At 63.5% G+C, this 22073-nt stretch carries 18 protein-coding genes; 8 read left to right on the top strand and 10 right to left on the bottom strand.

All coding sequences use genetic code 11. The annotated features are described in order from the left end of the window. Positions 1 to 38: 38 nt before the first annotated feature. Complete coding sequence (locus ACFVSJ_RS18955) at positions 39 to 578, top strand: GNAT family N-acetyltransferase (protein ID WP_387438529.1); 540 nt, start codon at positions 39 to 41, stop codon at positions 576 to 578. A 56-nt stretch (positions 579 to 634) separates the two neighbouring features. Beyond that, positions 635 to 850 carry an AsnC family protein gene (locus ACFVSJ_RS18950; RefSeq protein WP_216923798.1) on the top strand — a complete coding sequence of 72 codons (216 nt, stop codon included), beginning with the start codon at positions 635 to 637 and terminating at the stop codon, positions 848 to 850. 666 nt (positions 851 to 1516) lie between these two features. Here the strand turns inward: ACFVSJ_RS18950 and glnA are convergent. Next, positions 1517 to 2941 (bottom strand): type I glutamate--ammonia ligase, encoded by a 1425-nt coding sequence (gene glnA, locus ACFVSJ_RS18945; RefSeq protein ID WP_387438527.1) that lies wholly within the window; start codon positions 2939 to 2941, stop codon positions 1517 to 1519. 313 nt (positions 2942 to 3254) lie between these two features. On the opposite strand from glnA, the gene ACFVSJ_RS18940 reads away from it, so the two are divergent. Further along, positions 3255 to 3692 carry an RDD family protein gene (locus ACFVSJ_RS18940; protein WP_387438526.1) on the top strand — a complete coding sequence of 146 codons (438 nt, stop codon included), beginning with the start codon at positions 3255 to 3257 and terminating at the stop codon, positions 3690 to 3692. Between the two features lie 69 nt (positions 3693 to 3761). Here the strand turns inward: ACFVSJ_RS18940 and ACFVSJ_RS18935 are convergent, their stop codons facing one another. The 3 genes from ACFVSJ_RS18935 to lipB all read right to left on the bottom strand — a co-directional run bounded on the left by ACFVSJ_RS18935 (position 3762) and on the right by lipB (position 6275). Continuing rightward, complete coding sequence (locus ACFVSJ_RS18935) at positions 3762 to 4523, bottom strand: DUF4191 domain-containing protein (RefSeq protein ID WP_387438524.1); 762 nt, start codon at positions 4521 to 4523, stop codon at positions 3762 to 3764. Between the two features lie 79 nt (positions 4524 to 4602). Further along, positions 4603 to 5610 (bottom strand): lipoyl synthase, encoded by a 1008-nt coding sequence (gene lipA / locus ACFVSJ_RS18930; protein WP_387438522.1) that lies wholly within the window; start codon positions 5608 to 5610, stop codon positions 4603 to 4605. Further along, positions 5607 to 6275 (bottom strand): lipoyl(octanoyl) transferase LipB, encoded by a 669-nt coding sequence (lipB, locus tag ACFVSJ_RS18925; protein ID WP_387438521.1) that lies wholly within the window; start codon positions 6273 to 6275, stop codon positions 5607 to 5609. Before lipB ends, lipA begins: the two co-directional genes overlap by 4 nt. A gap of 147 nt (positions 6276 to 6422) precedes the next feature. Here lipB and ACFVSJ_RS18920 point away from each other — a divergent pair, with 147 nt between their 5' ends. Continuing rightward, positions 6423 to 8186 carry a serine/threonine protein kinase gene (locus ACFVSJ_RS18920; protein ID WP_387438519.1) on the top strand — a complete coding sequence of 588 codons (1764 nt, stop codon included), beginning with the start codon at positions 6423 to 6425 and terminating at the stop codon, positions 8184 to 8186. A 12-nt stretch (positions 8187 to 8198) separates the two neighbouring features. Here ACFVSJ_RS18920 and ACFVSJ_RS18915 read toward each other — a convergent pair whose 3' ends face one another. Further along, positions 8199 to 9098 carry a TIGR01777 family oxidoreductase gene (locus ACFVSJ_RS18915; protein ID WP_387438518.1) on the bottom strand — a complete coding sequence of 300 codons (900 nt, stop codon included), beginning with the start codon at positions 9096 to 9098 and terminating at the stop codon, positions 8199 to 8201. Positions 9099 to 9183: 85 nt separating this feature from the next. Between ACFVSJ_RS18915 and ACFVSJ_RS18910 the strand changes: the two genes are divergently transcribed. After that, the gene (locus ACFVSJ_RS18910) at positions 9184 to 12678 is read left to right on the top strand and encodes a S41 family peptidase (RefSeq protein WP_387438517.1); all 3495 of its coding nucleotides are present in this window, start codon (positions 9184 to 9186) and stop codon (positions 12676 to 12678) included. Positions 12679 to 12773: 95 nt separating this feature from the next. Here ACFVSJ_RS18910 and ACFVSJ_RS18905 read toward each other — a convergent pair whose 3' ends face one another. Continuing rightward, complete coding sequence (locus ACFVSJ_RS18905; RefSeq protein ID WP_387438516.1) at positions 12774 to 13202, bottom strand: OsmC family protein; 429 nt, start codon at positions 13200 to 13202, stop codon at positions 12774 to 12776. 132 nt (positions 13203 to 13334) lie between these two features. On the opposite strand from ACFVSJ_RS18905, the gene ACFVSJ_RS18900 reads away from it, so the two are divergent. Continuing rightward, positions 13335 to 13715, top strand: a complete 381-nt coding sequence (locus tag ACFVSJ_RS18900) for a VOC family protein (protein WP_387438514.1) — start codon at positions 13335 to 13337, stop codon at positions 13713 to 13715. A 67-nt stretch (positions 13716 to 13782) separates the two neighbouring features. Here ACFVSJ_RS18900 and ACFVSJ_RS18895 read toward each other — a convergent pair whose 3' ends face one another. The 4 genes from ACFVSJ_RS18895 to ACFVSJ_RS18880 all read right to left on the bottom strand — a co-directional run bounded on the left by ACFVSJ_RS18895 (position 13783) and on the right by ACFVSJ_RS18880 (position 19331). Then, positions 13783 to 14139, bottom strand: coding sequence for a hypothetical protein (locus tag ACFVSJ_RS18895; RefSeq protein WP_387438513.1), 357 nt, complete (start codon positions 14137 to 14139; stop codon positions 13783 to 13785). A gap of 136 nt (positions 14140 to 14275) precedes the next feature. Then, positions 14276 to 16015, bottom strand: a complete 1740-nt coding sequence (gene sucB, locus ACFVSJ_RS18890) for a 2-oxoglutarate dehydrogenase, E2 component, dihydrolipoamide succinyltransferase (RefSeq protein ID WP_387438512.1) — start codon at positions 16013 to 16015, stop codon at positions 14276 to 14278. Positions 16016 to 16129: 114 nt separating this feature from the next. Beyond that, the gene (gene lpdA, locus ACFVSJ_RS18885; protein WP_387438510.1) at positions 16130 to 17512 is read right to left on the bottom strand and encodes a dihydrolipoyl dehydrogenase; all 1383 of its coding nucleotides are present in this window, start codon (positions 17510 to 17512) and stop codon (positions 16130 to 16132) included. Positions 17513 to 17801: 289 nt separating this feature from the next. After that, positions 17802 to 19331, bottom strand: coding sequence for a leucyl aminopeptidase (locus ACFVSJ_RS18880; RefSeq protein WP_387438508.1), 1530 nt, complete (start codon positions 19329 to 19331; stop codon positions 17802 to 17804). A gap of 333 nt (positions 19332 to 19664) precedes the next feature. Here ACFVSJ_RS18880 and ACFVSJ_RS18875 point away from each other — a divergent pair, with 333 nt between their 5' ends. Beyond that, a complete protein-coding gene (locus ACFVSJ_RS18875; RefSeq protein ID WP_387438507.1) occupies positions 19665 to 20603 on the top strand; it encodes a proteasome assembly chaperone family protein in 939 nt (312 codons plus the stop codon). 35 nt (positions 20604 to 20638) lie between these two features. After that, positions 20639 to 22000: a nitrate/nitrite transporter gene (locus ACFVSJ_RS18870; protein WP_387438506.1), complete on the top strand. Its 1362-nt coding sequence runs from the start codon at positions 20639 to 20641 to the stop codon at positions 21998 to 22000. The last annotated feature ends 73 nt before the right edge of the window (positions 22001 to 22073 follow it).

The following is a 22073-nucleotide window of genomic DNA, read 5'->3' as shown; positions in this document are numbered from 1 at the left end:
GGCCGAGAGTGCGGGAATGTGACGGAAAGAAGGTGTTTGTGAGCTATAAGAATCAGGTCGGGTTCCAGTCCGTGTGGCTCATACCCCTTAAAACCCTGGACGAGGACGCGCGCGCCATCAAACTCGGCGACATTGCGGAGGTGGGTATTCTGCCCGCCCAGGGCGAATTCGTAGGAGATCCACTGCGCATGATGCTTATTGCCCTTGAGGATCCCTCCCGCTTTCCGTTCGCCATTGAATCCGGGGGAGCGGTGGTTGGCGTGTTGACCCTCCAATCCGGCGCGGCCTCCCTTGCTGGTTGGCGGGATGATTCCTCGGCCTGGTTGTTGAGGGGATTCGCCATTGATTCGGCAAGCCAAGGCAGGGGGCTTGGGCAGCTGGCTGCGGCAGCGGCGGTGGATGAAGCACGAAAGCTGACGGCAAAGCTGGAAGGCGGGGAGGCCGGCGTCGTGCTTTCCGTCAACGAGCGCAATCCGGCCGCGAGGGCGGCGTACGCGAAAGCCGGCTTTGACGATGCCGGACGCTATCTGGGTGGCAGTTCCGGGCCGCAACGCATTATGTTCAGGTCTTTTGCTTGACCTGCCCGCGTCAACTTTTGTTGACGCGCATCACGTCGTCAACTATGGTTGACGTCATGGAGGTGGATCGGATGAAAACACTGGTTGGATCGATGGATGGCATGGGACCTGCGGAAGCGCTCTATGCCGTAGCGGAACTGCATAAGGAAGTGGGCAGGGCCGAGGCCTCGCTGGTTCGGGCGGCCCGTCAGGCCGGATTGTCGTGGGAGGCAATTGCCCTGTGCCTGGGAGTGACCAAGCAAGCGGTGCACAAGAAATACGGCAAGCAGTAAGAGGGTGCCCGAAGCCCTGTTCGATGGCGGGTGTTTGCCCTAGGATTCATCCCGTGACGGTGAGGCTCGACGCGGACGGCGCGTCTTTTTCGGATGCTGCCTGCTTTCGTTGCGCCCAGGCCGGTCCGCACTGGGCTTCGCGGCATGCAACTCCGGGACACTATGCCTGCCGGCGTTGTTTTGCCACCTTTCTGGACGAGGAATCCGTGGCAGGCGACGCCGGGCTTCCGGGGCTGGGCGTCGCTGGCGCCCACGGCATGGGCTTTCTGGAAAGCAAGTAGTTTTCCCTTGACCAAGTAGTCGCCCCGGGCAGGTGGCGAAAAGACGAGTACACGCTACTCGTGTCCCGGCCTCGCGCGGTCGGCACCATTGACGCTATGACAGCCTATGTAGTTGAAACAGGAGCACTGATTCACCGCTGCCAATGCTGCGGTGAGGAAACCGACAGGGTGTTCTGCGAGGAATGCGCGGCACCCGAGCAACCTGGGAAGTCCCCTGCTGCCGAGCACTGAGGAGTCGGCCCGGCTCTGGTGACTCTGGCGGCTGGGTGCTTTGCGAACTCAATGCGAAAGGCCGCCAACAGGAATGCTTCCTGTTGGCGGCCCTCAGCGGTTGGAGACCGGCAGGTCTCCTGCCGGGCAAAGCCTGCTTTGTCCCGGGAGGTGACTAGACGCCGTAGTAGAGCTCGAACTCGTAAGGGTTCGGACGCAGCGACAGCGGGCGGATCTCGTTCTCGTACTTGTACTCGATCCAGGTGTCGATCAGGTCCTGGGTGAAGACGCCGCCGGCCTGCAGGAACTCGTTGTCCTCACGCAGTGCCTCAAGTGCCTCTTCGAGGGTGCCCGGAGCCTTGGGGATGTCCTTGGCTTCCTCGGCGGGGAGCTCGTAGAGGTCCTTGTCGATCGGAGCCGGGGGTTCAATGCGGTTGCGGATGCCGTCGATACCGGCCATCAGCTGGGCAGCGAACGCCAGGTACGGGTTGGACGACGGGTCCGGAGCGCGGAATTCGATGCGCTTGGCCTTCGGGTTGGTGCCCGTGATCGGAATACGGATACCGGCAGAGCGGTTGCCCTGCGAGTAAACCATGTTGACCGGGGCTTCGAAGCCCTTGACCAGGCGGCGGTAGGAGTTCACCGTCGGGTTGGTGAAAGCAAGGACTGCGGAGGAGTGCTTCAGCAGGCCGCCGATGTACCAGCGAGCGGTGTCCGAGAGGCCGGCGTAGCCCTTCTCGTCGTAGAACAGCGGCTCACCGTTGCTCCACAGCGACTGGTGGCAGTGCATGCCCGAGCCGTTGTCGCCGAAGACCGGCTTCGGCATGAAGGTGACGGACTTGCCCCAGGCGTCAGCGGTGTTCTTGATGACGTACTTGAACTTCTGGAGATCGTCAGCAGCTGCCGTCAGCGTGGTGAACTTGTAGTTGATTTCGGCCTGGCCGGCAGAACCAACTTCGTGGTGGGAGCGCTCGACTTCGAGGCCGGCCTTGTCCAGCTCGACGCACATGGCGTCGCGGAGGTCAGCCTGCTTGTCGGTGGGGGAGACCGGGAAGTAACCGCCCTTGACCGGCGTCTTGTAGCCGAGGTTTCCGCCTTCTTCCTTGCGGCCGGTGTTCCAGTGCGCCTCTTCGGAATCGACCTTGTAGAAGCTGCCCTGCGGGGAGGACTCGTACTGGATGTTGTCGAAGACGAAGAACTCGGCCTCGGGAGCGAAGAACGCGGTATCCGCGATGCCCGTGGAAGCGAGGTAGGCTTCAGCCTTCTCGGCCACGCCGCGGGGGTCGCGGTGGTAGGGGTCACCGGTGCGCGGGTTGACGATGGAGAAGTTCAGGGCCAGGGTCTTCTCGATGCGGAAGGTGTCGATGAAAGCCGACGTGACATCCGGGATGAGCTGCATGTCGGATTCGGCGATGCCCTGGAAGCCGCGGATGGAGGAACCGTCGAAGAGCTGGCCGTTCACGAAGAAGTCGAGATCGACGCTCTTGGCCGGCACGTTGAAGTGCTGCTGGACGCCCGGGAGGTCAGTGAAGCGGATATCGACGAATTTGACGTCTTCTTCTTTGATGAACTTGAGGACTTCGTCCGCAGTCTTGAACATCTATGCTCCTTATGCATATCAAGTAACAGGCCCGGAAGGCCGTATGGTCCAGCCCAAGCCGAAGACCTGGAGACACAAAAATTTCCCCTTGCCGCGGTGGCTGGCAACTTCTATCACCTTAGGGAGACGGGATTTCCCGGGAGTGTCAGCATTGTTTCCGGCAGGTTACAGAATCATCTGTTGTGTAAACGGTAGTCGGCTTACGGGTGCCTGGTCCATGCGCGTCCGGTGGGCGAACACCGTGGGCAGGTTTCGAACGTGCCCGGTGCCTTCCGCGTCGGACGGGTGTGCCCACAGCCGGTAGGCTTAAATGGTGGTTGATCGTAAAGACATTGGCTCCTGGTTGAGCGGTCCGGATACGTCCGGCATCTCCAAATATCCCGGCGAACGGCTGGGCCTTCCCGAGTCGGGGCCTGGCTCCATGGCCCGCGCCGGGCGGCGCATCCTGGGCATAGTGATCGACTGGACCATTGCCCTGGTCATCAGCAACTTCGCTTTCGACGGCAACCAATGGGCAACCTTGGCCATTTTCGCGGTTGAGCAGATCCTCCTTATAGGAACCCTGGGATACAGCATCGGGCACAGGATTGCGGGCATCCACGTGGTGCGCCTGGCCGGAGGGCGCCCCGGCCCGTTGGCTGCCATCGTGAGGACGGTGCTCGTCTGCTTGGTGATCCCGGCAGTGATCTTCGATCCGGATCAGAGGGGCCTTCACGACAAAGCCATGAACACCATTCTCATCCGCATGTAGCATCCGGACATCCAGACACAAACGCGCCCCGGCCCTCCTTCGAGGGCCGGGGCGCGTTCTTTGAAGCCGTCAGCGTCCGCGGGCCGCTTTGCGGTCCGGGCGAGCCTTGTAGGGATCGATGCCCTTCGGGATCGGAAGCCGGTTCCCCAAGGAGCTGATGCGCTTGGAAACAGCGTTGACCTCAACCTTGGTCAGTTCGTTCTTCAACTTGCCCATGGTCTTGGCGAGCTGGTTCAGCGGAACCTGGCCTTCGCCGCGGCCGGACTCCAGGACGTGGATGGTGACGTTGGGCAGGATACGTCCCAAACGCTTGCGTTCGGCGTCCACCAGGGCCTTGACCCGGTGGCTGGGGCCTTCCGTAACCAGGACAACTCCCGGACGGCCAATGGCCATGAAGACGGCGTCCTGGGTACGCGGGTTTACCGCTACCGGCTGGTCCTGGGTGACCCATCCCCGGCGGAGCGTTCCCAAGGCGGCACCGGAAGCGCCGGGCTGGTTTTCGATCTGCGCGAAAGCGGCCCTCTCAGCGCGACGCGACAGGATGAAGACGGCGGCGAGCAGGCCCAGTGGGATACCGATGATCAGGCCGGTGACCCAGTTCTCCAGGAGGAAGCCAACAACGAAGGCGACGGCCACGACAGCAAGGAATGCCAGGACCATGATCAGCACAACCTGCGGATCGTTGCGCCGGGTCATTTTGAAGACTTCAGCGATCTGTTTCAGCTGGCTTGGCTTCTTGGCCTTGGCTTCCTTGGGCTTGCGCTGGAAGAGCCCACGCTTTGGTGCGTCGGCCGAAGGGGTCGAATTGTTGGAATCAGGGGAGTTCGCCATAGTGCCTTAATTCTACGTGATGTACGCCTTAGGACCGGACCCCTGTTTGCAGGGAGTGCGGGTGTCGCGCAGCTTTCGCCTAGCCGTGGGCGGCGAGGATGGTGGAGGCTTCTTGGCGGGTGGTGCCGGAGGACTCGATGTGGGCGAGGGCTTCGGGGATGTCCCAGCCCTTTTTGCGCATCGCGGTGGCCCAGAGCCGTCCGGCGCGGTAGGAGGACCGGACCAGGGGACCGGACATGACGCCGAGGAAGCCGATCTCCTCGGCCTCGTGCTGGAGGTCCACGAACTCCTGGGGCTTGACCCACCGGTCCACGGGCAGGTGCCGTTCGGACGGGCGCAGGTACTGGGTGATCGTGATCAGGTCACACCCGGCAGCGTGCAGGTCACGCAAGGCTTCGGAGATTTCCTCGCGGGTCTCGCCCATGCCCAGGATCAGGTTGGACTTGGTCACCATGCCCAGGTCCCGGCCCTGGGTGATGACATCGAGGGAGCGTTCGTACCGGAACGCGGGCCGGATCCGCTTGAAAATCCGGGGCACGGTCTCGACGTTGTGCGCGAACACCTCGGGCTTGGAGTCGCAGATCGCGGCGATGTGTTCGGGTTTGCCGGAGAAGTCCGGGATCAGCAACTCCACCCCGGTGCCGGGGTTCAGTTCGTGGATCTTGCGGACCGTTTCGGCGTACAGCCACACGCCCTCGTCTTCGAGGTCGTCGCGGGCCACACCGGTCACGGTGGCGTAGCGCAGCTGCATGGCCTGCACGGACCGGGCCACCTTGGTGGGTTCGAACCGGTCCAGCGGTGAGGGCTTGCCGGTATCGATCTGGCAGAAATCACACCGCCGGGTACATTCGGACCCGCCGATCAGGAACGTCGCTTCCTTGTCTTCCCAGCACTCGAAGATATTCGGGCACCCGGCCTCCTCACACACCGTGTGCAGGCCTTCCTTCTTCACCAGGTTCTTCAACCCAACGAACTCAGGACCCATCTGGACCTTCGCCTTGATCCACTCAGGCTTACGCTCAACGGGGACAGCCGAATTGCGCTGCTCAATACGCAGCATCTTGCGGCCTTCAGGTGCCAGGGTCACTGGAGTGCTCCTTCTGGAGTGGAAACGAGTGCTTCTTCGTGCTTGCGGAACTCTTCCACGAAGCGGTCAACGATGTCTTCCGGATTGATGGTCCGGCCAGTCTCCAGCGACATGGTGGTGACGCTGGCGTCGGTGATGCCGCACGCGATGATCTGCGCGTAAGGCGCCAGGTCGTTGCTGCAGTTGATGGCCACACCGTGCATTGTTACGCCATCGAGGATACGGATGCCGATTGCGGCAATCTTGCGGTCCGGTCCTTTGTCGTCGGCCAGTACCCACACGCCTGCGCGGCCTTTGACGGTCACGGCTTTGATTCCGTAGTCCAACATCACGGCGATCATGGTGGCTTCAAGCCGCTCTACATAATCCCGGATCCCCGAGCGGTTCTTGAGTTTGATAATGGGGTAGGCAATGAGCTGGCCCGGGCCGTGCCATGTCAGTTTGCCGCCACGGTCAACGGGTACCACCGGAGTTCCGTCGAATGGACGCTCATGATCCTCCGTGAGTTTGCCTGCCGTATAAACGGCGGCGTGCTCGAGAAGCAGGACGGTACTGTTCTTCTCACCGGCAACAACTTTGTTGTGGATCTCGCGCTGAAGGTCCCAGCCCTGCATGTAATCAACGAAATCCGGGGCAAGACCCAGTTGTGAAAACTCAAGAGTCATGCGTTCAAGCTTAGACCCAGCAGGACGCTGCCCATGATTTTGTGGTGAACCTCTCAGTCGCATCCGGGTCGCTGCTCCGAGGTCCGAGCGTGCGGCGGCCTGTGGATAACTTCTGCAGGGAATTCCGACTTCGGGTAGACCTTTGACATGGACACTCTGGACACCGGCACTGCAGTGCCTCCCGTCATTTCAGGCCACACACCGTCGCGGATGCTGGGGCGCGGCGGATCGGCATCGGTCTGGTTGACGACGAGGGATGCAGATGGCGTCCGTTTCGCGATCAAGGTCGTGACAGTTCCGGTTGGTCCTGAGGAGCAGTTGCACCCGCAGGGTGCCGCGGGCCGGATCCTTCGCGAGGCAGGCCTTCTCTCGTTTGCCAGACATGAGCACCTGCTTCGCGTTCACGAGGTTGTGCCTGTCGGCGCGGAGGGTTTCGATGGTTGGGGCCTGGTGATGGATTATGCGGCGGGCGGGTCCTTGGCTAACCTTGTCCGTGGGCGCGGCAGCTTGGGCGTTGGCGAGGCGGTTACCGTGTTGACCCCCATTGCCCAGGCGTTGGCCTTCCTGCATGACCAGGGGATCGTGCACGGCGACATCTCCCCGGGAAATGTCCTGTTTACCTCCCACGGGAAGCCACTGGTTGCCGATCTTGGGGTGGCCGGGCTGCTGGGCGAACTGCAGGTGTCCCGGGACGCCGGCACACCCGGGTTCACCGACCGGGATGCAGCGAACCGGCCCGGGGGTGACGCCCGCATTGAGCCTGCACGAGACGTCTTCTCGCTGGCGGCGTTGGGCTGGTATTGCTTGACGGGCATGGCCCCGGAGCCCGCGAGGCACCGTCCGCCGCTGTCCATCCTCGTCCCTGGCGTACCGAAAGGACTCGCTGCCGCTTTGGAAGCGGGGCTGGATCCGGACCCCCGCGCACGCCCGAACGCCAAGGAACTGGGGACAGCCATTTACCGGAGTGCTGCACCTGTACCGGTGGACCTCGTTGGCTCCGTGCATGAATCGGTTATTCCGGAGTTGCTGACGAGGCGTCCAGACGGCGCGGCTTCCACCAGGGCACAGAACGGTGCCAGGCTGTTCAGGAGATTTCGAAGGTCACGGGGAACCGGGACGCCGGCACGGCCCGCAGCCCATCGGGTAAGGAGACCAGTGGCAGACAGGGGTCTCCCTGCCCTGTGGCCCGTCCGTCCGGCAAGGCGGTCCAGGCAAAAAATGAAAACGCGATCGCCAGTGGCGGTGGAGCGCCGGGATCAGGGGTCGCCGGTGCATGTCCCGGTGTCTCGCCGCGGCCACCCACGCAGCCGTGAACGGCTCGTGTCCCGGGTTCCCGCAAAGGCAGTTGCGGGAGTTCTCGGTGTTTGCCTTGTCGGCCTGCTGGCATTGATCAGCTGGACAGGAAACGGAACGTCGACACTGCCGGCGAAGCAAGCCGGAGCCGGGTCCGCGGCGTCACGCCCGGTGATTGCCACCCTGGGCCCCACGGAGTTCCCTCCAGCCGTGGTCGAAGCGCTTCGCTCAAGTGATCCTGCCGCGGCCATCGTTGCCCTGTCTGCAGCGCGTGACCAAGCCCTGGGCGATGGGCACCCGGACCTGCTTGGCCTGGTCAACGCACCAGGTTCGCCCGCTGAGGCGGCCGACGCGGCCCTGGCGAAGAAGTTGGAGTCGCAGGGTATCCGCTTCGTCGGGCTGAAAACCGAGTTGAATGGCGTGGCCGTGGACTTCGTGCAGGGCGACCACGCCGTTGTATCGCTGGCTGCCGTGTCGTCCGGTTATGAGGAACGTGATGCCCAAGGCGCCGTCCTCCACTGGGAGCCCCCGGGGCAGCCGCAGCAACTGCGCCTGGTCCTTGCCAAAGTGCAAGGCCAGTGGCTGATTTCGGAGGTACTGGCGCCGGCACCAGAATGAGCTGAGGTGGGCTCAGCGTTTGGCCTCGGCTGCCAACCAGGCCATGGCGTCGCTGAGCTTGGGGTGGGTCCATTGAAAACCCGCTCCAGCCAAACGGCCCGGATCCATTGCTTGGTTGGCCAGAACCAGTTCATCGGCCAAACCGCCAAGAACCAGGCGGAGCGCCGGTCGGGGCACCCGAAGCAGCGCCGGACGCTGGAAAGCCTTCGCCAGGTGGGAGACGATGGTGTTTACGTCAGCCAGGCCCGGGGCGCATACGTTGACCGGACCCTCGACTTCGGCGGTGATAAGGAAAGCCAAGGCGGCCGCTTCATCTTCCAAGGTGATCCACGGCCAGTACTGGCGTCCGTTTCCGAATGGCCCTCCGAGTCCAACCTTGAGCAGAGGAAGCAAAGGTCCCAACGCTCCTCCGGCGGGACTGAGGATGACGCCGGTGCGGGGTATTACCACCCTGACGGAATCCGGGGCCTTTCTTGCTTCTGCTTCCCACTCGGTGCACAAGGGGGCGAGTACGCCGGTGCCGGGCCCGGAGCCTTCGTTAAGCACTTCGTCCCTGGAAGCCCCGTAATAACCGGAGGCCGATTGGCTGACGAATACAAGGGGCGGACGGCTTAGTCGCCCCATTGCCGTTGCCAGGGTCCGGGTGGGGAGGATACGGGAATCATGCAGCACCCTGATCCTGCCCTTGGTCCAAGGCCGGTCTCCAATGCCTGCGCCGGAGAGATTGACCACCGCGTCTACGCTGTCCAGCACCGATTCATCCAGGATCCCGGACGTCGGGTCCCAGGAATACTCGTCTGAAGAGCGGGCGGGGCGGCGCACGAGCCTGACCACTTCATGGCCATGGGACAAGAGCACTGTGGTGAGGGCGGTTCCAATCATTCCGGATGCCCCGGACATCACGATTCGCATGACCCATCTCACCATGCTGCGGCACGGGCCGAAAACACGGTCCAAAGGGCAAGGGCCAGGTCACCCATCTGACTATGATCGAACAATGACCTCCTCCAGCTACCTCCGTTTCCCGCATGTCCACGGTGACCTTGTTACTTTCGTGGCTGAAGACGACATCTGGATCGCACCGGTGACGGGCGGACGTGCCTGGCGGGTGTCATCCCAGCAGTTACCGGCCAGGAATCCGCGCTTTACGCCGGATGGAAAGCGGCTCGTCTGGACAGCCGTTGCGGGCACCGCACCGGAAGTGGTGACCGCGCACATCGACGGCGGTGACTACAGGCAACTGAGTTACTTTGGCCACAGCACCACGAAGGTCCGGGGTTTCACGCCCGCCGGCAACATCGTGGTTACCAGCGCTTTCCAGCAGGCCGAAAGCCGCCACACGCATGCCTACAGCCTGCCGCTGGATGGTGGATCCGCCGTCGAACTGCCGTTTGGACCAGTGGAGGCCGTGGCTTTCGGACCTGAGATCGGTGATGAAAAGCCAGTGGTCCTGGCCAGCGTCCTTTCCCGCGAACCGGCATGGTGGAAGCGGTACAGGGGTGGCACGGCAGGCAAGTTGTGGATCGACGCCGACGGAAATGGCGAGTATGAACGGTTGCTCCCGGCGATCGAAGGCAACCTGACGGACCCGATGTGGATCCGCGGCCGCATTGCGTTCCTCTCGGACCACGAGGGGTACGGAAACCTCTACTCGGTGCTGCCTGATGGTTCGGGCCTTGCACGGCACACTGACCACGAGGACTTCTATGTTCGGCACGCGAGCACCGATGGTCAGCGGGTCATCTTCGAATCCGCCGGCGAGCTGTGGCTCCTGCCGTCGTTGGAGCCCGATGCAGTTGCCAGGAAGCTGGACATTACGCTTGGCTCGGCGTCGCCTGCCCGCCGTCCATCGCCCTTGAAGGTCGCTGCGCACCTCGGAGACGTTTTCCCGAATGCCTTGGGTACCGCCAGCGCGGTGGAGTCCCACGGTACGGTCCACTGGCTCCGCCACAAGGACGGTCCGTCCCGTGTGGTCGAAGCGACTCCTGGGGTGCGGGCCCGGTTGCCGAGGCCGCTGACCGACGGCAGGATCGCTTATGTAGCTGACCACGGTGGCGTGGAGGCCGTATACATCAAACGGATTGCCGCACGGCTGGTTCCTGCCATCCAAGTGCAGAGTTTCCAAGCACCGGAATCGCCGGCCGAAGCGACTGCGGCAGCAGATCCCTTGCCCAAGCCCGTTTCAGCGTCGAACGTTGTGGGCCAAGGGCCTCAGCCGGTTGTGACCCCCGTTGCGCCGGAACGCGAGGAGTCCCGCCAAGCCCAACCGTCTCCTGACACAGCGGCGGACGTGGAAGAGCAAGCGACGGGCAGCGGTGCGGGAGCATCCGAGGCCATTCGGGTGGACTTCCCGGCACCGACACGCACCAGTGCCCTGGAAGCCAGCCCCGATGGGCGTTGGCTGGCCATAGGCACCTCGTTCGGTGACGTCTTTGTGGCTGACACAGCTTCCGGCGAACTGAAGCGCCTGCTCAGCATAGGGGAAGGCAGCGTAGAGCAGTTCTCCTGGTCCGTCGATTCCCAATGGCTCGCCTGGTCCGAGCCGGTTACGTCCTTCGGTTCCCGCAGCAAGCTGAGGCTTACCCGGCCCGCCGAGGACGGGGCCGGGATTATCGACGCCACGGACGGCCGCTTCTGCGACGAGTCACCGCGATTTACTCCCGACGGAAAATTCCTCGCCTTCCTCTCCAACCGGAGCTTCGACCCCGTCTATGACGGACACTCATTCGACCTCTCTTTCCCAAGCCCCATCAAGCCCTACCTCGTTGCGCTCGCCGCGGATACCCCGTCTCCCTTCGGACCGTCGGTGGACACCTTGGGCGAGGACCCGGCCGCCTCCGGAAAGTCCGACGACGACGGCACTCCCGTCACGCGCGTGGATTCGGAGAACCTGGCCCAGCGCGTTATCGCCGTCCCCGTGCCCCAAGGCAACTACTCAGAACTGGCGGCGGCCGAGGGTGCCCTTCTGTGGCTTGACACTGAGCTGTCCGGAGTGACCGGCGAAGGCAAAGGCACACTGCAGGACAAGAAGGTTGCCCCGTCCCTGGTGCGCTACGACCTTGCCAAGCGCACGCAGAGCGTCCTGGTGAAGGCCCTTGACCGTTACCGTTTGTCCGCGGACCTCAAGCGGGTTGTCTACGTCTTGGAGCAGCAGGTCACCTCGGTGCCCTCCGACACGAAGGTCGACGAGGAATCCGGAGAGTTGGTCAAGGTGGAACTGAACAGGATCCGCGTGGTCCTGGACCCGGTTGCCGCATGGGGCCAGGCGTTTGAGGAAGCATGGAGGTTGCAGCGCGACTTCTTCTGGGCCTCGGACATGGCCGGGCAGGACTGGCAGTCGGTCTACAACCGTTACCGACCCGTCGTTGACCGCCTCGGATCGCACGACGACCTGGTGGACCTGCTCTGGGAGATCCACGGCGAACTGGGTACTTCGCATGCCTACGTCCGTCCGGCCCCCGTCAACGAACCCGGGAGGAACGGCCAGGGCCGGTTGGGAGCAGAGTTCCACCTCGGTGAAAAGGGCTGGGAGATCTCTGCCATCCTTGCAGGCGAGTCGTCCGATCCGCTCGCGACGTCGCCGTTGACGCGTCCAGGGGCGGACGCCAAGGCGGGCGATGTCCTGTTGGCGATTGACGGCGTCGAACTTTCCGCGGCGCTGACGCCTGCTATGCAGTTGGTGGGCGCGGCTGGCCGGACAGTGGAATTGACCCTGCTCAACGGCGACGGCCACGGGGAATCCGCTGGAGCGCAACGCAGGGTTGCCGTGGTGCCCATCCGTGACGAGGAACGGCTCCGCTACCAGGACTGGGTACGGGCAAACCGCCGCACGGTCCGCGAGGCATCCGGTGGTACTTTCGGTTATCTCCACATTCCGGACATGATGGCCAACGGCTGGGCGCAACTCCACCGCGATCTGGATACCGAAACTGCATTGGACGGGTTGATCGTGGACGTACGCCGCAACCGTGGTGGCCACACGTCACAGCTCGTGGCTGAGCTCATCGGCCGCAAAGTCACCGGCTGGAGCATGCCCCGTGGCGAAAAGCCGAGGACGTACCCACACCACGCGCCGCGAGGACCGGTGGTCATCCTGGCCGACGAGTTTGCAGGTTCCGATGGCGACATCATCACGCAGGTCTCCAAGCTCAGGGGCATTGGCCCGGTCATCGGGACCAGGACCTGGGGCGGCGTAGTAGGCATTGACAACCGATTTGCCCTGGCTGATGGAACGGGTGTGACCCAACCCCGCTACGCCACGTGGTTCGGCGGCGGGATCGGCTGGGATGTCGAAAACAGAGGCGTAGATCCGGACATCGAAGTGCTGTTCCCCCCGCACGCCTACGCTGCCGCCACGGATCCCCAGCTTGAGTACGGCATCGGTGCGCTCAAGGAAATGGTCCAGGAACTCCCTACCGACCGACCACCTCTTCGCGAAGGCTACCGCAGCGTGCGTCCCGGACCCCTGCCTTCACGCCCGCAGACTGCCTGAACCCGGGCCCAGGAGGCTGGCGCAGAAAGGCCCCGCACCATGACTGAAACCAGTCTGGTGCGGGGCCTTTCCCGTAGGGGCCCGCAGCGTTGCGGCTATGCCTGAAGCGTTGCGTCGAGGGTGATGTCGATGCTGGCGAGGGCGCCCGAAACGGGGCAACCGGTCTTGGCTTCTTCGGAAATCCGGCGGAAGTCCTCTTCCGAGATACCCGGGATCTTGGCACTAAGAGTCAGGTGGCTGCCCGTGATGCCCGTGCCGGGGACGAAGGTAACGTCAGCCTTGGTGTTGACTTCTTCCGGGGTGAAGCCGGCCTGCGCCAAGGCGTGGCTGAACGCCATGGAGAAGCACGCGGAGTGTGCAGCAGCGATCAGTTCCTCGGGGCTGGTCTTGCCGCCGGCCTGCTCCGTGCGGGCCTTCCACGTGACATCGAAGGTGCCGAGGCCTGAGCTGTCCAGTGTCGTGTTACCGGAACCCTCGATCAGGTTGCCGTTCCAAACCGTGTGTGCGGTGCGTACTGCTGCCATGTCCACTCCTTGGGGTAGTTGTCTATCGGCGACCGGCGCGGGCCGGCTGCCACCGTGTCAATCCTAGGGACTCGCCGTCAGCCGTGCACGGCCATTCTGCTGTTAGTGGATTGTGACACTTAGACTGGCGGCATGGACAATGAGGAGCGCTCCACGGACGCACTACAGGGGCCCAGAATTGCGTCGGTTACCATCAACGCCAAAGACGCCGACGGCCTCGCCGGATTCTGGTCGGAGCTGATGGGCTTGCCGGTATCCGCCCAGTACGAAGGATTTATCTGGCTGCAGCCTGCCGGCCCTGGTATGCCGCAGCTGGCCTTCCAACAGGTGGACCACCCCACAGAGGGGCGGAGGCGCCTGCATCTGGACCTTCACGACGACGACGCAGCTTCCTTGCGTGCCAAGGCCGAACGGCTAGGGGCCGTCTTCGTGGAGGGCCATGACATTGGAGACTTCCACTGGGACGTCATGCAGGACCCCGAAGGCAACGAGTTCTGCATAGCAAAGGACTGACCGGCACTGATGGAAAAGCCGCCCGCGCAGACGCGGGCGGCTTTTCTTTTGGCGTGGGGGAGCGGAATCAGTTCCAGAGTGTGGCGATGGCGATGTTGACCAAGGCCAGGCCACCCACACCGTGGGCAAGGCCGGTCGAAACAGGCTCGCCCTTCTTGACTTTGCGGGAGCCGATCACGGCAAGGACCGCGACGGCAACGGCAATAGCGAACTTGATGCCGAGCTTGAAATAGTTGGCGTGCATGTTCAGCTCAGGAACCGTGATCAGGCCCATCATGGCAATTCCAGTGAGCAACTGCAGGAAGGCGCCGTCCCGCTGGCGCGGATGCACCGTGGGCTCCTTGATGGTGGCGATCCAGTAGCCCACAATCATGGCTGCGCCGACGATGTGCAAGAACACCAGGATGCTGAAGAGAATACTCATGGACACAGCTTATCCAGTACTTTCTACGTCTCGTAGCAAAGGCGCGCTCCCACAACGAAAGAGGCGGGGAGGGATTCCGGGAATTTCCCGAATCCTTCCCCGCCTCCCATATCAGCAGAGCTGGAATTGAAAGGGCTTAGAGGCCCAAGTCCGCCTCGAAGGCGCCTTCTTCAAGGCGGGCCTTGAGCGTCTGCAGGAAGCGGCCGGCGTCCGCACCGTCCACCAGGCGGTGGTCGTACGTCAGCGAGAGGTACATCATGGAGCGGATGGCGATCGAGTCGTCACCGTTCTCGTCGGCAACAACTACGGCGCGCTTGACGATTGCGCCGGTGCCCAGGATACCCACCTGCGGCTGGTTGATGATCGGGGTATCGAACAGGGCGCCAACGGATCCGATGTTGGTGATGCTGAACGTGCCGCCGGAGAGCTCGTCAGGGCCGATCTTGCCATCGCGTGTGCGGCCTGCGACATCGGCGATCTTGCCGGCAAGGCCCGCCAGGTTGAGGTTTCCGGCGTCGGAGATGACCGGAACCAGCAGGCCCTTGTCAGTGTCCACAGCAATCGCCAGGTGTTCGGCGTTGTGGTAGGTGATTTCCTGCTTGGACTCGTCGTAGGCAGCGTTGAGCTTGGGGTGCTGCTTGAGGGCCTCAGCAACAGCCTTGGCGATGAACGGCAGGAACGTCAGCTTGACGCCGTTCTGGGCCTGGAAGTTGTTCTTGGCCTTCAGGCGAAGCTTGGCAATCTTGGTCATGTCCACTTCGTGCACCTGCGTGAGCTGCGTGGAGACCTCAAGCGACTCGCGCATGCGGCGGGCGATGACCTGACGGATGCGCGGCGCCTTTTCCGTAGTTCCGCGGAGCGAGGAAGCAACGACGGGTGCGGCAGCCTTGGCAGCAGGGGCAGCTGCGGGAGCCGAAGCCGGGGCTGCGGCGGCCGACTTGGCCTCGGCTGCAGCCAAGACGTCCTGCTTGCGGATGCGGCCGCCAACGCCGGTGCCGGACACAGCGGAGATATCCACGCCGTGCTGGTTGGCCAGCTTGCGGACCAGGGGAGTGACGTAGCCGGACTCGGAAGATCCACCGGTTTCTGCGGGCGCTGCCGTGGCAGCGGCCGGTGCAGGTGCAGGTGCTGCGGGAGCTGCCGAAGCGGGTGCTGCAGCCGGTGCTGGTGCTGCGGGAGCGGGGGCTTCAGCGGCGGGTGCAGGTGCTGCGGCCGGTGCCGGTGCTGCGGGTGCCGGTGCGGCGGCGGGCGCGGCTGCACCCGAACCGATGACGGCAAGAACCGATCCAACTTCGGCGGTCTCGTCCTCGTTGACCCGGATTTCCTGGAGGGTACCGGCAACGGGCGAGGGGATTTCGGTGTCGACCTTGTCGGTGGAGACCTCGAGCAGCGGCTCGTCAATCTCCACGGTGTCGCCGATGGCCTTGAGCCAGCGGGTGACGGTGCCCTCGGTTACGCTCTCGCCCAGTGCAGGCAGGGTTACCTCGTGGCCTTCGCCTCCGGAGGCGGCAGGAGCCTCGGCAGCGGGTGCTTCCTGGGCGGCAGGGGCAGCGGGCGCCTCCTGGGCCGGGGCAGCCTGCTCGGCGGGAGCCTCGGCGGCGGGGGCCGGAGCTTCCTCGGCGGCGGGTGCCGAGCCGGAGCCGTCACCGATGCGAACCAGGGGAGCGCCAACCTCAGCGGTCTCGTCTTCGGCGACGAGGATCTCTTCGATGACGCCTGCGATCGGAGAAGGGATTTCGGTGTCTACTTTGTCGGTGGAAACCTCGAGCAACGGCTCGTCGATCTCTACCCGGTCACCAACCTGCTTGAGCCAGCGGGTGACGGTTCCTTCGGTGACACTCTCACCGAGGGCGGGCAAGTTAACGGATTCAGACATGTCGTCCCCGTTCTCCTTATTGATCTTTTTGTGCGGATGAATTCTGCTGGTCCGGGCAGGTGCACGCTGCAGATCCTGCCGCGTGCACCCGGCCCGTTTGTCTTGGGTAAAGACTTAGCCGTGGAGCGGCTTGCCCGCGAGGGCGAGGTGGGCTTCGCCCAGGGCTTCGTTCTGCGTCGGGTGGGCGTGGACCAGCTGGGCCACGTCTTCCGGGTACGCTTCCCAGTTCACGATGAGCTGGGCTTCGCCGATCTGCTCACCGATGCGGGAGCCGATCATGTGGATGCCAACCACGGGGCCGTCCTTCTGGCGGACCAGTTTGACGATGCCGCCCGTGCCAAGGATGGAGCTCTTGCCGTTGCCGGCCAGGTTGTACTCCTGGGTCTGCACCTGGTCTTCGCCGAACTTTTCCTTGGCGAGCTTCTCGGTGTAGCCCACGGTTGCGATTTCCGGTTCGCAGTAGGTGACCTTGGGGATGTTGATGTCTTCGACAATCGCGGGGTTGAGGCCTGCGATTTCTTCGGCGACGAAGATGCCCTGCTGGTAACCGCGGTGGGCAAGCTGGACGCCGGGAACGATGTCGCCTACCGCGTAGATGTTGCCCACGCCGGTGTGGAGGCGCTCGTTGGTGATGACGAAGCCACGGTCGATGGTGATTCCGGCTTCTTCGTAGCCAAGGTTGGCGGTAACGGGGCCACGGCCAACAGCGACCAAAAGGAGGTCGGCTTCGAACGTCTGACCGTCAACCAAGGTGACCTTGACGCCGTTCTCGTCCTGCTCCACGCCCTGGAAGAAGATGCCGGTGCTGAACTTGATGCCGCGCTTCTTGAAAGCACGCTCAAGGTTCTTGACGATCGCGGCGTCCTCGTTGGGTACCAGGGAGGGGAGGCCTTCGATGATGGTGACGTCCACGCCGAAGGACTTCCACACGGAAGCGAACTCGACGCCGATGACGCCGCCGCCGAGCACGATGGCGCTCTTCGGGATGTAGTCCATGGTGAGGGCCTGGTCCGAGGTGATGACCTTGCCGCCGATTTCCAGGCCCGGAAGCGAACGCGAGTAGGAGCCGGTGGCCAGGACAATGTTCTTGCCGGTGTAGGCCGTGCCGTTCACGACGACGGTGTTGTTGCCCTGGAGCTTGCCTTCACCCTCGATGACGGTGATGCCCTTGGACTTGATGAGTCCCTGGAGGCCCTTGAACTTGCCGGCGATGATGCCGTCCTTGTAGGCGTTCACGGCCGACATATCGATGCTGTCCAAGGTCACGTTCACGCCGTACTTGGCGGAATCGCGTGCATGGTCGGCCAGTTCGGCCGAGTGCAGGAGTGCCTTGGTGGGGATACAGCCGTTGTGGAGGCAGGTTCCGCCGAGCTTTGCCTTTTCCACAAGGCCAACGGTGAACCCAAGCTGTACGGCCCGCAAGGCCGTGGCGTAGCCGCCGCTGCCGCCACCGAGTACCAGGATGTCGAATTCTTGCGCAGTTGCCTGATCGGCCACTAAAACGCTCCCTCGCGTGAATGATGACACGGGACTGCGTGCCATCGGGTCTTTGGAACTTGTTCTGCCGTGATTATGCCAGCACCTAAGTTCTCTTGCATTTGTGACTATCGAGTTCACCTTAGCGAACCACCTACCCATGCTCCACCCTCTGCGGGCGTTTGTGGAGCGCTTGTGTCGAGACTCACGTTCACTTGTGACACAGCGCTACACGCCGCATAATTCCGGGCTTGTGCGGGCCTTCCGGAGCGATCCCGGAAGGCCCGGCCCAGCCTTGGCGGAGCGGCTGTTACGCCTCGGCGGACGCCGTCAAAAGGTCTTCCGCGTAGGCCACGAGGGTGCGGACCGTGGATCCGGTTCCCTGCTTGGGGGTGTAGCCGTAGGGGCTGCCGTTGTTGAAGGCGGGCCCGGCAATGTCGACGTGGGCCCAGGGGATCTGTTCGCCGTTGCCGTTCTTTCCCACGAACTCGCGCAGGAAGACAGCAGCGGTCATCATGCCGCCGTTGCGGTCGCCGATGTTCGCGATGTCCGCCACCTGTGAGTCCAGGCTGGGACGAAGTTCCTCGGGGAGCGGCATTGGCCACGCCAACTCACCCGCGCGGTCTGCTGCGGACTTGAGTGCGGCCGTGACGGTGTCCGAGCCCATGATGCCTGCTGTGCGCACACCCAGTGCAATCAGCTGCGCGCCCGTCAGTGTTGCCACGTCAATAATGGCGTCGGGGTTTTCCAAGCTGGCAGCGACGATTCCGTCGGCCATCACCAGGCGCCCCTCGGCGTCGGTATTGAGGACCTCGACGGTCTTGCCGCCATAGATTGTGAAGACGTCGGCAGGCCGCGCCGCAGCGCCTGACGGCATGTTTTCCGCGATGCAGAGCCAAGCGGTCGCCTTAATAGGCAAGCCGAGCGAAGCAAGGGCCAAGACAGTGTTAAGAACGACGGCGGCGCCCGCCATATCGCCCTTCATGTCGCCCATGCCGAGGGCCGGCTTGATGGAAATGCCGCCGGTGTCGAAGGTGATGCCCTTGCCGACCAGTGCGATCTTCTTTGCCGCCTTGGCGGGGGCGTACTCGACCTTGACCAGGCGGGGCTGGCGGGTGGAGCCCTTGCCGACGCCGAGGATGCCGCCGAAACCTTCCTTCTCCAGGCGCTTTTCGTCCCAAACCGTGACCTTGACGGGCAGCCCCTTGGCGAGTTCCTTCGCGGAGTCGGCAAACGACTCCGGGAAGAGGTGGCTCGGCGGTTGGTTGACCAAGGTACGGGTCGCATTCACGGCGCGGGCCAGGACGATGGCACGGTCCAGGGCGGGCTGTGCTTCCTTGGCTGCGACCCCGCTGTAGAGGAGGACCTTGCTGACCGGTGCCTTCAGGCCATCCTGGCTGGAGCGGTGCTCAGTGTAGGAGTAGGAGCCCAAGGCAGCGCCTTCGGCGACTGCGGCGATGTCGGTGACCGTCGAGGTGGGGAGCGCGAGTGTTACAGAGGACAGGCCGGCCAGTTGGCGGACAGCCGATCCCGCCGCGCGGCGCAACGACTCTTCCGTGAGGCTGCCGCCGTCGGACTGCTTTCCGACCCCCGCGAGGACGAGGATGTCCGAGCCGGTTTCCGGCAGGCCCGGAAGGCGGTGCACCTGGTCGGCCGCGCCCGTGATTCCCAGGACCTTCAAGGACCCGGAGATCGACTCGGCGGACTTGGCGCTCAAGGGATTGGACAGCAGTACGGGGCCGTCTGTGCCTTGTGCCACACCAATCACGAGGGCGTCGCTGGGGGACTTTTTCAGATCCTTGGCGATCACGCCGAGGATGATGTCAGTAGTCTTGACCACGAGGATGTGTCCTCACTTCTCTCTGCATTGCTTGGCGGGGCTGCATGTTTGGCGCCCCGTCCCGGTACGCGCCCGACGTCCTCTTGCGACGGCGGCCTTGGTCTTCAGGCCCAGCGTCGCAAGAGGACGGCGGCCCGTTCCGATCGTAGTCTCTACGGGGCTGCGAAGGGCAATTAAATGAGATCTGCGGCACACAGGAAGGCAGGAATGCCCGCCGGACGTGCAGCGTTGTACCAATAGCGATCATTAAAGACCGGTCCTTGACGTGCCTGTAGTCCACGGAACCAGGCCCGTCAGGACCCCCTAACCTTGCCACCGCGAAAGGAACATGCCGTGTTTGAACGGATATCCGGCTCCCTCCTGGACCCCGAGGCGCTCTACGCGAGCAACATCGAGATTTTCCACAGTCCTGAACTGCGGGGACTGAACATGGTCATGGGCTTTACGGGCTTTGCTGATGCCGGGCATGTGGTCAGGCAGATCAACGCGGAATTGCTCGACCAGCTCGACGCCGAAGTGGTGGCAATGTTCGACGCAGACCAGTTGATCGATTACCGGTCCCGGCGGCCGCACATCACCTTTGTTGAAGATCACCTGCAGGATTACCAGCCCCCGAAGCTGGGCCTGTACAAACTGAGCGACGGCCTCGGCCAGCCCTTCCTCCTGCTGGCAGGATTTGAGCCGGACCTGCAGTGGGAGCGCTTCTCGCGCGCCGTCGTTGGAATCGTCGAGAAACTCGATGTCAACCTGGTGACCTGGATCCACTCGATTCCCATGCCTGTTCCCCACACGCGCCCCGTAGGGGTTACAGTCCACGGCAACCGTCCCGAGCTTATCGAGGGCATCTCCAGCTGGAAGCCGACGGTGGAGGTGCCGGCAGCGATTGGCCACATCCTGGAGTTGCGGCTCACTGAAGCTGAGCGCAATGTTGCAGGCTATGTTATCCACGTCCCGCACTACTTGTCCGAGGCCGAGTACCCGCAAGCGGCAGTCGCCGGCCTGGAGTACCTGGGCGCGGCCACGTCGCTGATGCTGCCCACCGACCGCCTGCGTGAATCAGGGCGTGAGGTCGGACGCCAAATCGCCGAGCAGATTGAATCGTCAGAGGAAGTGCAGGCGGTGGTTTCCAACCTGGAGGCCCGCTACGACGAGAAGTCCGAAGGCATGGTGCGCCGTTCACTGCTCGCCGACGAGAACGATGAACTTCCCAATGCGGAGGATCTGGGTGCCGCGGTGGAGGCCTACCTTGCCCGTAAGGATGCGCCTCAATAAATCAGCTTTGATCGCATGACAGGCATAATTAAGGAGTGAATTCTCCCCGCGCCTGGCTCATTTGGACAATCGGCGTGTTCGCCTACCTGGTTGCGGTGGCGCAGAGGACCTCGTTTGGAGTCGCCGGCCTGGAGGCCACTGAGCGTTTCCACGCCAGCGCTGCGGCAGTTTCATTCTTCACCGTCCTGCAGTTGCTGGTCTACGCCGGTTTGCAGATACCGGTGGGCGTCCTCGTGGACCGGTTTGGCTCCCGCGTGATGGTTGCCGGCGGCGCGGTCCTGATGGGGCTGGGGCAGTTGCAGTTGGCCTTCGCAGACAGCATCCCCGGCGGTGTGCTGGGCAGGGTTTTGGTTGGCGCGGGGGATGCCATGACTTTCATTTCCGTCATCCGCCTGGTCCCCTTGTGGTTCGCTCCGGCCCGGGTTCCCCTGGTGACGCAGCTGACTGGCATGTGCGGACAATTGGGGCAGTTGTTCAGCGTGGTGCCTTTCGCGCTGTTGCTGCATTCCGCGGGGTGGACGCCCGCGTTCTTGTCGTTGGCCGCAATGTCCGTACTCGCCGTCGTTCTGGTCTTGGTGCTCCTGAGGGATGCTCCTCCGGGCCACCCGCCCAGGGATACTGCCCAGGGGCTCAGGGCAACAGGTGTGTCCTTGTCGCGGGCCTGGAAGCAGCCCGGCACCCGGTTGGGGCTGTGGAGCCACTTCACTGTCCAGTTCAGCGGCAACCTGTTTGCCATGACGTGGGGCTACCCGTTCCTCCTCTCTGCCCAGGGACTGGACGCTGCCACGGTCTCCGCGTTGATGGCTCTGTTCGTTGCGACTGCCATTGTTTCGGGGCCGGGGGTGGGGAGGTTCGTCTCCAAGCACCCCATGAGGCGGTCGGCCATGGTCCTGTTGATCACCCTGGCCACGGCGCTGGTGTGGGCGGCGGTGCTGGTTCTGCCCGACAAGGCGCCGCTGTGGCTGTTGGTTGTCCTGGTTGTGGTGTTGGCCGTCGGTGGCCCGGGCTCGATGATCGGCTTCGATTTCGCGAGGACGTTCAACCCCTCGCACAGGATCGGAACTGCAACGGGAATCGTCAACGTTGGCGGATTCATCGCGGCGCTGGTCGCCATTTACCTCATCGGATTGGTGCTGGACCTCCTTAATGCCAGCGGATTCTCCAACGGGGCCCTCTACGGACTGGCGCCCTTCCGGATTGCGCTGAGCATCCAATTCGTGCTCCTCGCCCTCGGCACGGTGCTGATCCTCTTGACAAGGCGCAAGGTGCGCCGCCAGATGGCGGCGCAGGGCATCCACGTGGCCCCGCTGGTGGCCACGCTGGCGAAGCAGCGCCGGGAGCGGATCGAGCGGCGACGGGCAGCTCGTTCGACGCCCGGGCAGCGCGGAGACAGCTAGACACCGGCGCAGCCTGGCGACAGCAGGCAACAGCGCCACTTGCCTTCCACAGGCGTGCTTTTCCACATACGCC

The sequence above is a fragment of the Paenarthrobacter sp. NPDC058040 genome (genome assembly GCF_042885775.1).
In the GTDB taxonomy this organism is placed as follows: domain Bacteria; phylum Actinomycetota; class Actinomycetes; order Actinomycetales; family Micrococcaceae; genus Arthrobacter.
Note: the sequence above shows the minus strand (reverse complement) of the source record. Positions and strands in the feature narration are given on the sequence as shown.

What these genes read in the sequence shown, in the direction of transcription:
- ACFVSJ_RS18950 (WP_216923798.1), top strand. Translation starts at nt 635, where the DNA reads ATGGAGGTGGATCGGATGAAAACACTGGTTGGATCGATGGATGGCATG.
- glnA (WP_387438527.1), bottom strand. Translation starts at nt 2,941, where the DNA reads ATGTTCAAGACTGCGGACGAAGTCCTCAAGTTCATCAAAGAAGAAGAC.
- ACFVSJ_RS18935 (WP_387438524.1), bottom strand. Translation starts at nt 4,523, where the DNA reads ATGGCGAACTCCCCTGATTCCAACAATTCGACCCCTTCGGCCGACGCA.
- lipB (WP_387438521.1), bottom strand. Translation starts at nt 6,275, where the DNA reads ATGACTCTTGAGTTTTCACAACTGGGTCTTGCCCCGGATTTCGTTGAT.
- ACFVSJ_RS18920 (WP_387438519.1), top strand. Translation starts at nt 6,423, where the DNA reads ATGGACACTCTGGACACCGGCACTGCAGTGCCTCCCGTCATTTCAGGC.
- ACFVSJ_RS18915 (WP_387438518.1), bottom strand. Translation starts at nt 9,098, where the DNA reads ATGCGAATCGTGATGTCCGGGGCATCCGGAATGATTGGAACCGCCCTC.
- ACFVSJ_RS18910 (WP_387438517.1), top strand. Translation starts at nt 9,184, where the DNA reads ATGACCTCCTCCAGCTACCTCCGTTTCCCGCATGTCCACGGTGACCTT.
- ACFVSJ_RS18905 (WP_387438516.1), bottom strand. Translation starts at nt 13,202, where the DNA reads ATGGCAGCAGTACGCACCGCACACACGGTTTGGAACGGCAACCTGATC.
- ACFVSJ_RS18900 (WP_387438514.1), top strand. Translation starts at nt 13,335, where the DNA reads ATGGACAATGAGGAGCGCTCCACGGACGCACTACAGGGGCCCAGAATT.
- ACFVSJ_RS18895 (WP_387438513.1), bottom strand. Translation starts at nt 14,139, where the DNA reads ATGAGTATTCTCTTCAGCATCCTGGTGTTCTTGCACATCGTCGGCGCA.
- sucB (WP_387438512.1), bottom strand. Translation starts at nt 16,015, where the DNA reads ATGTCTGAATCCGTTAACTTGCCCGCCCTCGGTGAGAGTGTCACCGAA.